Origin of the sequence: Tepidanaerobacter acetatoxydans Re1, assembly GCF_000328765.2 — a bacterium.
Lineage (GTDB): Bacteria > Bacillota > Thermosediminibacteria > Thermosediminibacterales > Tepidanaerobacteraceae > Tepidanaerobacter > Tepidanaerobacter acetatoxydans.
In genome coordinates this window covers 713821-725416 of sequence record NC_019954.2, presented here as the reverse complement: position 1 = coordinate 725416, position 11596 = coordinate 713821, and the positions used below count along the sequence as shown (strand labels likewise).

The following is an 11596-nucleotide window of genomic DNA, read 5'->3' as shown; positions in this document are numbered from 1 at the left end:
TATAACAACTAATGCCAATAAACTTTACTGTAAATATTATAAGAAATAATAAGAAACCAATGCTTGTACTATACCAACAAAAAATCCCATTATACCTCCGAGAACTTCTATCTGCTTTAATTCTTGCTTTGAAAGTCTGATAATTAAATCTTCCAGTTCTTCTAAATCAAATGAGTTAATCTTTTCTTTCACGAGCTCCTTCAGTTGAAATTCTTTCTTTGCTTTTTGAATAAGTGTTGCCTTCATCTCATCAAAAAGCTCATTTCCATGACGATCAATTATATCGCCAACATAATTTGCTATAGACCCGCGAAGGCCTGAAGGCAGAAATCCGGGAAGCTTATCATCAATCTTTGTTGCCACAACATCCTTTATATATTTTATTATTTCAGTTTTATTTTTGTCGGAAGCCAAGCTTTCTATAATTTCTTCCGTAGAAATAATCTCATTTTCTAAAGCTTCTCCAATGCTTCGAGATATATCCAGCCTTCGCTTCGGAATCAAACCCTGGATTTCAATCCCAAGGAAGGGAATTTTAATGGGATTTAAAGGCCGAAAGATAAGTTTTATGGCAAAAAGGTTAGTTCCCCAACCAATAAATGCTCCGATTAGCGGCATCAATGCTAACTGAATGTATGCATTCATAAAAGTATCACCATTTTTCCGATTTAAAATTCTAAATAATAAGATAAGTTCTAACTGAAGTTCTAACTAAAGTTCAAGCAAAATATTTAAAATTAGCTTTAATGCAATCTTAACTATGATAGCATACTTTCAATAGAAAAAAAAGGGCCTTTGGCCCTTACTTTGTCGTTAAAGGTTTTGATTGCAGGCATATATTACAGCTATTGCAAAAGTGTATTCGTCCTTCAAAAATATTATAAATGGTATTAATAACTTCTATTTTATCTTCTCCAGTAAACCCATGGATAATGATTTTCCTTGGAGCTATATTTATCAATGTGCTTACAACTATGTCATCTGTACTTACTTCAGTATTTTCCTGTGCCAGTAAATCCAAACTCAAATCATTCTCTATAAATTTAGAGTCTTCATCCATCAGTATTATTTTGGTATTGCAAAATACCACATTAACTAAATCTTTTTTAGGTTCTTGGAGGTCGATGAAATGGCGAAGTAAGTCTATAAATTCCTTATACTCCCTATCAATAAGATACTCATCAATAGCTGTGTCCACCAACTCTTCCAACTGTTCCATATATTCTCTCAAGCGAAAGTCAATAAAACCATCCAACATAATTATATTATTATCTGCAAGATATTCTCTAATTTTATGTACTACGCAAATCTTACGTTTTACTTTGCTCGAGGTATCTTGAGTTAAATTTAACTCACCGCTGTTTGCAATATCCATCGTGAAATCGTATATTCGGTTTTGCTCGATTTCATTGAAATAAAAGTAGTTATCTCTTATGATTTTTTTAATCAAAATCGGTTCCCAATAATCCATTACAATATCTGAAAGTGCATTAGCTATAGAATTAACAAATATTTGCCGCATATTTTCATAATGATTGTCTTTTAATATTATCTCATCCTCTATATAACAATAAAAAAATACGGCATTACCTTTATAATTCTTTTTCAGGGTTACATTAAATCCTTGTTTACTTAAAAGGTCCAATTCCAATTTCAATCTATCTTCAAAACCTTCTACAGGTTTAATAGAACCTATTGACAGTATTCTCACCTCAACCACTCCTTTTATTTTTGTAGTATATATTATATGTATGTAGCTTATACCATATACAACAAAACAAAGGAAGTAGTTCCAATAAATGCATTTTGAATTTTCAGTATTTTTTCTGTATAAAAATGGTGGGCGCTGTAAGGATTGAACTTACGACCCCTTCCGCGTCAAGGAAGTGCTCTCCCACTGAGCTAAGCGCCCACATCATTGGTGCCGGGAACCGGAATCGAACCGGTATGGGATTTGACTCCCGCAGGATTTTAAGTCCTGTGCGTCTGCCTGTTCCGCCACCCCGGCAGAACTAATTAGTTGGAGGCGGCACCCAGATTTGAACTGGGGGTAAAGGTTTTGCAGACCTCTGCCTTACCACTTGGCTATGCCGCCTAAAGATACAAATGGAGCGGAAGACGGGATTTGAACCCGCGACCCTCGCCTTGGCAAGGCGATGCTCTACCACTGAGCCACTTCCGCACATCTATGGTGCCTTGGGGCGGAATCGAACCACCGACACGAGGATTTTCAGTCCTCTGCTCTACCGACTGAGCTACCAAGGCTAATATAATGGCGACCCAGATGGGACTTGAACCCATGACCTCCAACGTGACAGGCTGGCGTTCTAACCAACTGAACTACTGGGCCGCATATTTGGTGGGCGAAACAGGGCTCGAACCTGTGACCCCGTGCGTGTAAGGCACGTGCTCTCCCAGCTGAGCTATCCGCCCAAAGACAATACTTAGTATACATTAGAATCGAATCAGTGTCAAAAATCATTAAAACGAATTATTAAGCTTTATTTCTTTTATACAAGGTGTATCTCTTAGTTGCTTTGTTTATCAATTACACCTTATTGAAATTGTAAGCCTTGTGTAAGCTCATCTGTTAAAGCAATTATACAAATTTATTGACTAATTGTCAAGAAAATCACTTATGCCTTCTCTTAAGCTCATTTATAACTTCCTCAATTGTTATTCCGTCATATCGTAGTGCAATTAACATGTGAAAAAATAAATCGGCGGATTCATATATTGTCGCATCTTTGTCTTGGCTCATGGATGCTATTACAACTTCTGCGGCTTCTTCACCGACCTTTTTCAATATTCTCTCCCTACCGCCATTATACAGTTTTGCCACATATGAACCTTCCGGCTTTTCCTCAAATCTCGAATCAATTATATCTACTAACTCATTTAAAAAATTTAGCGTATTTTCCTGCGGTTCGTCTTTTTCATTATCGCTATCTTGAATATCTGACAAACTGCGATAAAAACAAGAATTATGCCCAGTATGACAGGCAGGCCCTTTTGCATCTACTTTTAGAAGTAATGTGTCTTTATCGCAATCATAAAAAATACTTTTAACTTCAAGAACATTGCCACTGGTTTCTCCCTTTTGCCAAAGGCTTTTTCTTTTACGGCTGTAAAACCATGCCTTTCCTGTTTCAATGGTTTTTTTTAATGATTCTTCATTCATATATGCAACCATTAGGACTTCTTTGCTTTTCGCATCTTGAACCACGGCAGGGACTAGACCTTTTTCATCATAATTTATATCAATCATTGATTACATCTACTCCTTCTGATTTTAAATATTCTTTAACTTCTTTAATACTGAAAAGCCCTTTATGAAAAACAGATGCCGCTAAGGCGCCACTGGCTTTACCTTTTAAAAATATTTCCCTGAAATGTTCAAGCTTTCCTGCACCCCCTGAAGCTATAACAGGCACATTAACCGCTTCTGCCACAGTATTGGTAAGAGCTATGTCATACCCATCATTAGTACCATCTGCATCCATACTCGTTAAAAGTATCTCTCCAGAACCTAAGTCTACAGCTTTTTTGCACCAGTCAATGACGTCAAGGCCTGAAGCTACATGTCCGCCATGTGTATAAACTTCCCAACTGTTATTATTTTTTTTGGCATCACAAGCCAATACAATATGTTCACTTCCAAACTTTCGTGCTCCTTCTTGAATCAGTTCGGGATTTTCAACAGCTGCTGTACTGATAGAAACCTTGTTGGCACCTGCTGCTAGCAAATTCTCAATGTCTTTTAAAGTAGATATTCCACCACCTACCGTAAAAGGTATATTAACATTTTGGGCAATACTTTTTACTATTTCCAAGGTAGTCTTTCTGCCTTCTAAAGTTGCTGATATATCCAAAAACACAATTTCATCTGCCCCCTGCTTGTCATAAAAAGCTGCTAACTCAACCGGGTCTCCAATATCTCGAATGTTTTCGAAATTAACTCCTTTTACCACTCGTCCATTTTTTACATCTAGGCAAACGATCAATCGCTTTTTGCTCATCATATCTCACTCCTTACTGTAAACTAAACTGTTCTAAAACTGCCTTCAAATTCAGCGTTCCATTGTACAAAGCCTTTCCGATTATAGCTCCGTCAAGGCCCTTTTTTTCGTATCGGGCCAGCTGCTCCAAGTCTTGCATAGAGGAAATACCGCCTGATGCAATTACTGAAAAATCATCAAAACTGAGCACTTTTTCAATGCCTGCAATATTCGGTCCTTGCATCATACCATCCTTTGAAATATCCGTGTAAATGATAGTTTTTAAACCGGTATTCTTAAGCTTTTTTAACATCTCTTCCGTTTTGACTCCGGAATCTTTTACCCATCCGTTGATTGCGACTTCATCTTTGCGTACATCCAAACCAACCGCAACTTTTTCAGCTCCAAATTTTTTTATTGCTGTTTCTATTAAAGATAAATTTTTAACAGCAGAGGATCCGAAAATAATGCGATCTATACCCAGATTTATATAATTTTCCGCCGTTTCTTCATCTCTTATGCCGCCGCCCAGTTGGATATTGACATCTACGGTTTTGCGAATCCTTTTAATTACATCTATATTGACAGGATTGCCTGATTTTGCACCATCTAAATCTACAACATGAATCCATTTAGCTCCCTTATTCTGCCAGCGCTTTGCAGCTTCTGTTGGATCTTCCAAATAAACAGTTTCCTTGGAAAAATCTCCTTGATTAAGCCGCACACACTTTCCTTTCCTAATATCAATTGCCGGATATATATTCATTGACCCACCCTTTCTAAGACTTAAAAATTCTTAAAGTACGCCCTTTGTTGAAGGTATGCCCTTTTCTCTAGGGTCGACAGCTGCAGCTTCTTTTAATGCACGGCCAAATGCTTTAAAAAGCGCTTCGATTATGTGATGAGTATTTTGACCGCGTATTGCCTCTAAATGAAGTGTAATTCGTGCACTGCTCGCAAATGCCCTAAAGAACTCTTCAACTAACTCCACATCAAAATCTCCTACTTTATCCCTACCAAAAACGGCATCAAAAACTATAAAAGGCCTGCCGCTTATATCCACCGCACAAAATGCCAGTGCTTCATCCATGGGAACATAGAAACTTCCATAGCGTTTGATACCTTCTTTTTGGCCAAGGGCCTTTAAAAATGTCTCGCCTAAAACTATGCCTATATCTTCCGTCAGATGATGAAAGTCAACCTCAACATCGCCATCTGCCTCAATATCCAAATTAAAAAGGGAATGGCGAGAGAACAGGTTTAACATATGATTTAAAAAAAATGCCGGTGTTTTAATGTTGCTTTCGCCTTCACCATCTAAATTAATTTTAACTTTTATCTGTGTTTCTTTGGTGCTCCTATAATTCTCAGCAATGCGCATATAAACCTACCACCTTTAACTCATGATTTCTCTTAAGCAAGACAAAAGAAACTGGTTTTGTTCAGGAGTACCTATGCAAAATCTCAAACAGTTCTCCAGTATCTTATCATCTAAGCGACGAGTCAGTATGCCTCTTTTTAAAAGCTCGTTGTATACCATATCTCTTGGTTTCTTTAGTTCAAATAAAAAAAAGTTTGATGAGCTTGGATATACCATTATCCCATCAATGGATTCTAAGCCTTCCTTAAGACGCTTTCGCTCATCTATAAATTGGTTTCGCATGTTTTTTAGCCAATCGGTTTCCTTTAAAATCTCTACTGCAGCAATTTGTGAGAAAAGGCTCACATTATATGGCAGTTTAACTTTAAACAGCTGTTTTATTGCATCTTCATGGCCGATGGCATATCCTACCCGAAGACCTGCCAAAGAAAATATCTTGGAAAAAGTGCGAATAACTATAACATGTGGATACTTTGCAATTCGGTCTGCAAAAGTCTTGCCGCCAAACTCAAAATAAGCCTCGTCAACGACCACAATACCGTTGAAATCCCTTATCAAATCCTCTAATTTCTCATCATTAAAATAATCGCCCGTAGGATTATTGGGATAGCACAGAAACATCAGCTGCGGCTTGTCTTTTGTAAAGTGTTGTTTTATTCCTGCAGTGTCAATATCCCAAAAGTATCTGCCATATTCCTGTTTTTTTACAAGAGGCACTTTAATAATATTGGAACCGGCTACGGTAGAAAATATCTCATAACTGGAAAATGTTGGAACTAAAATTATAACATCACGGCCCGGACCAGCAAAAGCCATAATTATATCATTTATGACTTCATCACCGCCGCTGCCTACAAAAATTTGGTCAGGGTCTGCTCCGGTATATCCAGATAAACTTTCCCTAAGAATATCGCAGCTCGGGTCATAGTAATAGTTAAAGTGTTCCTCCTTCAATCTGTTCCATATACGTTCTTTTATTTCAATTGGTACATCATAAGGACTTTCATTAGCATCAAGCTTTATTCTACATTGTTCCTTTGAGGGCATATATGGTGTTAATTTTAATATATCTTCCCTTACGAAGTGTATTGGTGATGTTATAGTAATCTCCTCCCTAATGCAACATCGATTCAACATTGATTCAGTATCAAGTCTGATGGAAAAATTTTTATATTTTTAAACAAAGGTTAAAATTATAGCTCTAATTCAATGTATAAATATACACCTTTGCACAGCTTCATTCTATCATAAATGGCTATAATAAATCCAACTTAATAATTACTTGCATCATACAACCTCTTTAAGTTTTTCCATCAATTTCATTATTACATCGGATTTTATTCGAAAGCTCACTTGGTTTGCTATAAGTCTGCTGCTGATAGGACAGATTTCTTCTAAGATTTTCAAGTGATTTTTTTCAAGGGTTTTACCAGTGGATACAATATCTACAATCGCATCCGAAAGTCCCAACACTGGACCTAATTCTACAGAACCATGAAGCTTTATAACTTCTATGGGAAATCCCTGTTTTACAAAATGTTCTTCTGCAATACACGGGTAACTGGTTGCCACCCTGTAAATTGGAGTATTTAAAGGTCTGCCATCCGGAACAGCAACTACCATACGGCACTGTGCCAGTTTTAAATCCATCAGCTCAAAAACATCATTCTTGTTTTCCAACAGCACATCCTTACCTGCCACTCCAATATCCGCCACACCATATTCAACATAAGTAGGAACATCCGAAGGTTTTGCCAAAATCATCCTTACGCCATATTCTTCAAAATCAAAAAAAAGCTTGCGGGAATCTTCGCTTACTCCTTCAAAATCCATTTGTATTTTTTTAAAAAGTTCAAGAGTTTCCGACAAAATTCTGCCTTTTGATAGGGCAATTTTTAATAAATCCAAGAAAATTCTCCTTTATTGATTAGTGAACTATTATTTTTAAAAAAAATTATCTGATGTTAACTATGCGAATTATGTTTTTCTGAAGGTATCATTTTAACTATAATACCGTGTTTTCTCATTTCTTCTGCTTTATCTAATGCCTCAACAAATCTTTTGGGGTTATAAAATAAGTATGTAGGTTCATAGATGTCTTTCATGTCTTTATCTAAAACCGAAAGAATCACATCCTCACTTAAGGCAAAACCCGTTGCCGGTCGAGATCCGTTAAACTTATCGAGCAGTGTATCATATCGTCCCCCGCCCCCTAAAGGGAATCCTGCATTTGGTGAATATATCTCAAATACTATCCCTGTATAATAATCCATGCCGCGAGCAAGGCCGGGATCAAAAGTAAGATTAATATTGTCGAAATTTTTTAGTACTTTCCATAGCTTGGCAAGGTCCGATATGGCCTCAACACATTTGTCGTTAAGCGGAAACTTTATAATCTCATCTAATATCTCCGGGCCACCATAAAAATACGGTAGAGCTGAAAATATTTCTTTGGTGTTAGATTTGAGTACATTTGCTTCAATTAAATTTTTGAGCAGCACAAAATTCTTATTCTTGATTGCTTGAGCTATATCATCCTTTAGTAGCGGATCATCCTCTATTTCATCTAAAAGCCCTTCTAAAAATTTTATATGCCCTACATTTATTATAAAATTATCTATGCCTATCTCCTCTAATATGAAAGATGCTAATATTATAATTTCAATATCAGCTTCTATTCCTGAAATGCCTATAAGTTCAGCACCAGTTTGATAAAATTCTTGCTCTCTGCCCTTGCGCATCTCCTGAAATCTAAAAACATTTGCCATATAATAGAATCTTAAAGGCATAGAATGCTCGCTGTAATGTGTTGCAACCATTCTGGCGATTGATGTGGTAATATCAGGTCTTAAAGCCATAACCCCACCCTGCCTGTCAAAAAACTTGAACACCTTTTCCGCAAACCCCGGTTGGCCGCTTTTTACAAATGTCTCTAGGTATTCAAAAGATGGTGCTATTACTTCTTCATAGCCCCATTTCTCCAATATATCACTGCTTATTTTTTCAATCCGCCTTTTTTTACGAGCTTGCGGCGGCAAGTAATCTTTAACACCTGCAGGCTTTCGAAAGTATTTGGTCATTAATACACATCCTTCAATAATCCTTTAGTATATTAAATCATTAAAGTATCTAAAGTATTTAAAGGAATATTAACATAATGCTTTTAAATAATCAATAGTGATTTTGTAGAATTCCCCCATTTTTTATAAAAGCCAATAAAACAGAAACATAAACGACATTTACATTCTCTTTGTCCTTAGCATTTCCACGCTTGAAATCGTCTTTGGAAAGCCTCAGATATTTCCCCAACCGCCATTTGGGAGCTTGTTTTGAGAAATGCGAACAATGTTGTTGATTCCGCAAAACCTCTAAAGCAAAGAGCTTTCGGCTTACTTCGTGCCAAGTCGGCCCGAAGTGGTATTTAGGATTGTCCGGTAAAAAGGCGGTCAAAAAAGAGCACAAAAAACACCTTTGAGGAAAATCCCTGAAAGGTATCAAACAAAAAGTGTGCGCAGTATCTTTCCGAATATTCTTTTAGTTTTCCAAAGTTATGTAAAAATAAAACTTCTGCTACATTCGGCTGCTACGGTAAGGTTGCAGCCCCACCTTTTACAGGTAAGAGAGATATTAATTCATAAAAGAACCTCCAATTGCATAACTGCCACTGGAAGGTAATTAAAAGCACGCATTTAGTTACCTACCCACACGTCATGATGCAATAGACAGTTATTGATTGGCTAAAATTCGGCCGAAAGTGGACGCTATATGTGGTATGTAGCTTGCTTCATGTGGCCAACTTTCAATTTTTGCTGCATTATGATTTCGTATTAAGCCAGTCAACAATAAAATGCAATGCCAACACGACATTTCCAACCTGACAATGATTTGATGCATGATCTTTTTTCGTAAAAACACGGCCTGCAACGCTATTTGCATTCGTCAGCGCCTTTAACTGCCGTTCATACATCCTTAAAGGAATAATATGATCCTCGGCTCCGGCTAAAATTAACACATCCTGTGTAACATTTTGCGAAACATGTTTTGTACATCTATATTTTTTCAGTGTTTTTAGATATTCAAAAGGAGTTTCAACGCCATATGCATACATCATTTGATCATAAATCCATTTTTCCATTTCACTCTTTTGCATCTGCTTTCGAGCAATATAGTTTATTAATGTTTTTGCATTGGCTGATACAAGTCCATTTATGATGTAATATTTAAGCATTCCGTTTCTTCCCATGATACATTCAAAGAAATCATACACCACATTCCATGCAATAACTCGTTTGATTCTTTTTTCAAATGCCGCAGCACGCAGGGCAAAATACCCTCCTAATGATATACCAATTAATGTTACAGCATCCAGATTAAAATAATCCAGAATTGCCTTTGTGGGTTTCTCCCATTCATGAGTCATTTTTAAGTAGTACTTTTGCAAGGGCTCTCCCTGCCCGGGCCCTTCAAACATGATAACTTCAAACCCCACATCTACGAGCCATCGAACTGACAGGTAAAATTCCTCAACAAATGAATCGCCGCCGCCATGAACAACAATTGTTCCCTTGGGCAAAGCATTGTTTTTGATTCGGATAGCCTTCAGATAACCTCCATAATATTGAACTTTATGGCGCTCAATTCTATCGTTTTCTAATGCCTGATAGAAGAGCTGCATAAACTGATTAAACAACCGCTTCTTTTCTTCCGTATTGCCAAAACAGAAAAATTCGGCAAATCTATAATAGAAAGCCGCATTCAGCGTTCGGCCTTCTTTGAACGCTTTTTCTGCTAATGAGGTCATTATGCTCCTGACATCCTCATATTTACGAATACTTTGTGCAGCTTCCATCATTTCTTCCATAGGACATTGGTTGATTAGAGCCCTGTTAAATTGAAAATTCAATCCAACATCATCATGGAAATGGTAATACCCAACAGGTATCTTAAATTGTAATCTTTCCATCAGATATTTATTCCCTCACTTTTCAAAACCTCATCAAGCCAATCAAATACTAGCGCACTTAACAGTCCGGTATTCTCACCAAGACAATGAGTTCCGCCTCCATCTTCAAATAAAGCTACAATCATCTTTTTGTTTAAATTAGGCAAAGACTGCATAAAATCATCTTCCATTGCTTTGATTGCCGGATTGAGATATTCCCCATTGCTACATATATTTAGTACAGGACATGTAATCAAAGAAGGATTAAAAGCAAATGCACTCGTTTTGTTTAAAAGACCCGGGATGTCATCAGTTGCTATACCATGTCTCCACGCCATGATTTGAAACATCCTCACATTAAACGCGGACATTTTAATACCATTTGCTGCTTTCTGGTTTTGTATGGCCATTTCTCCCATTATCTTTCCGATATTCGTAACTGCACAATTTGATATGCATGCTTTAATTCTTTTATCATAAGCTGATGCACGGGGTACATAATATCCGCCTCCACTTATTCCATATGCAGCGATAAGATTTGTATCCACTTCCGGTCTGCTATAGGCATAGTCTAATATCGCCCCTATTGGCTTTTCTGTATCCGGCCTAAAGAATTGCGCTTCGGCAGGAAGAATCCCCTGCCCCGGTATGTCAACAGTGATAAAATTATAGCCACGTTTTATTGCTGATGGGCCGATTTGAAAGTATAGATCCATAAAAAAGGTTTCCGCACCACCGATTGCTATTATTGTTTTTGACTTTTGCTCGCTCGTTGCAGCTTTTATGAAACAACCAGGCAGATATGTGTCTTCAAAGGGAACACGTATTAATTCGATTTCCGGATCAGACAAAGCACCTGCTTTTGAAAAGCATTCCATGGATTTTTCGTACCACTCCATATACTTCTCGTTACGCGGCAATAAGGATGTCAGTGCAGCCCTATAATAACCGGCTGCCCGCATATAAAATTCTCGTGCGCTTATTTTATGTCCTTCCGCTTCAGCAGTCTGTGCCCTTTTCTCTACACGATGTGCAATTTTGGGCCACTCTTCGGCCCAACTATCCGGATTGTAATCCTCTATTTGGGCAGCCGTACAAAACATTTCACCAATTTCTCCGCCTCCATTTCGAATACACCCCAACGCCCATTGAAATGCAAAATCCATGCTGTTGTCCTCGAATCTTATCTTGTAAAACTGGCGATGGGGATCAATCACCTGCGTTGTTTCCTTTATAAGCTCGTCAATTCTTTTATTTACTTTCATTACTAAAACC

The 11596-nt window shown here is 37.4% G+C and carries 11 protein-coding genes and 7 tRNA genes; all 18 read right to left on the bottom strand.

Annotation, left to right across the window (positions count from 1 at the left end; all coding sequences use genetic code 11):
• Positions 1-36: 36 nt before the first annotated feature.
• Complete coding sequence (locus TEPIRE1_RS03420) at positions 37-645, bottom strand: DUF445 domain-containing protein (protein WP_013777778.1); 609 nt, start codon at positions 643-645, stop codon at positions 37-39.
• Between the two features lie 157 nt (positions 646-802).
• Complete coding sequence (gene ytxC / locus TEPIRE1_RS03415) at positions 803-1711, bottom strand: putative sporulation protein YtxC (protein ID WP_013777777.1); 909 nt, start codon at positions 1709-1711, stop codon at positions 803-805.
• Between the two features lie 126 nt (positions 1712-1837).
• Positions 1838-1912, bottom strand: a tRNA-Val gene (locus TEPIRE1_RS03410).
• Between the two features lie 7 nt (positions 1913-1919).
• Positions 1920-2008, bottom strand: a tRNA-Leu gene (locus TEPIRE1_RS03405).
• Positions 2009-2021: 13 nt separating this feature from the next.
• Positions 2022-2095: transfer RNA gene (locus TEPIRE1_RS03400), tRNA-Cys, on the bottom strand.
• Positions 2096-2107: 12 nt separating this feature from the next.
• A tRNA-Gly gene (locus TEPIRE1_RS03395) sits at positions 2108-2182 on the bottom strand.
• A gap of 7 nt (positions 2183-2189) precedes the next feature.
• Positions 2190-2265: transfer RNA gene (locus TEPIRE1_RS03390), tRNA-Phe, on the bottom strand.
• 8 nt (positions 2266-2273) lie between these two features.
• Positions 2274-2350: transfer RNA gene (locus tag TEPIRE1_RS03385), tRNA-Asp, on the bottom strand.
• A gap of 7 nt (positions 2351-2357) precedes the next feature.
• A tRNA-Val gene (locus TEPIRE1_RS03380) sits at positions 2358-2433 on the bottom strand.
• A gap of 199 nt (positions 2434-2632) precedes the next feature.
• Complete coding sequence (hisIE, locus tag TEPIRE1_RS03375; protein WP_013777776.1) at positions 2633-3268, bottom strand: bifunctional phosphoribosyl-AMP cyclohydrolase/phosphoribosyl-ATP diphosphatase HisIE; 636 nt, start codon at positions 3266-3268, stop codon at positions 2633-2635.
• A complete protein-coding gene (gene hisF, locus TEPIRE1_RS03370) occupies positions 3261-4019 on the bottom strand; it encodes an imidazole glycerol phosphate synthase subunit HisF (protein WP_173391416.1) in 759 nt (252 codons plus the stop codon). Before hisF ends, hisIE begins: the two co-directional genes overlap by 8 nt.
• A 13-nt stretch (positions 4020-4032) precedes the next feature.
• Positions 4033-4764 (bottom strand): 1-(5-phosphoribosyl)-5-[(5-phosphoribosylamino)methylideneamino]imidazole-4-carboxamide isomerase, encoded by a 732-nt coding sequence (gene hisA / locus TEPIRE1_RS03365; RefSeq protein ID WP_013777774.1) that lies wholly within the window; start codon positions 4762-4764, stop codon positions 4033-4035.
• Positions 4765-4794: 30 nt separating this feature from the next.
• Positions 4795-5379: an imidazoleglycerol-phosphate dehydratase HisB gene (hisB, locus tag TEPIRE1_RS03360; RefSeq protein ID WP_013777773.1), complete on the bottom strand. Its 585-nt coding sequence runs from the start codon at positions 5377-5379 to the stop codon at positions 4795-4797.
• Between the two features lie 15 nt (positions 5380-5394).
• Positions 5395-6516, bottom strand: a complete 1122-nt coding sequence (hisC, locus tag TEPIRE1_RS03355; protein ID WP_013777772.1) for a histidinol-phosphate transaminase — start codon at positions 6514-6516, stop codon at positions 5395-5397.
• Between the two features lie 150 nt (positions 6517-6666).
• Positions 6667-7287 (bottom strand): ATP phosphoribosyltransferase, encoded by a 621-nt coding sequence (gene hisG / locus TEPIRE1_RS03350; protein WP_013777771.1) that lies wholly within the window; start codon positions 7285-7287, stop codon positions 6667-6669.
• A 56-nt stretch (positions 7288-7343) separates the two neighbouring features.
• A complete protein-coding gene (hisZ, locus tag TEPIRE1_RS03345) occupies positions 7344-8459 on the bottom strand; it encodes an ATP phosphoribosyltransferase regulatory subunit (protein ID WP_013777770.1) in 1116 nt (371 codons plus the stop codon).
• Positions 8460-9193: 734 nt separating this feature from the next.
• Positions 9194-10342, bottom strand: a complete 1149-nt coding sequence (locus tag TEPIRE1_RS03335; protein ID WP_013777769.1) for an alpha/beta hydrolase family protein — start codon at positions 10340-10342, stop codon at positions 9194-9196.
• On the bottom strand, positions 10342-11586 hold the full coding sequence (locus tag TEPIRE1_RS03330) for an alpha/beta hydrolase family protein (protein WP_013777768.1): 1245 nt from the start codon (positions 11584-11586) through the stop codon (positions 10342-10344). The genes TEPIRE1_RS03335 and TEPIRE1_RS03330 overlap by 1 nt, the downstream gene beginning before the upstream one ends.
• Positions 11587-11596: the final 10 nt, after the last annotated feature.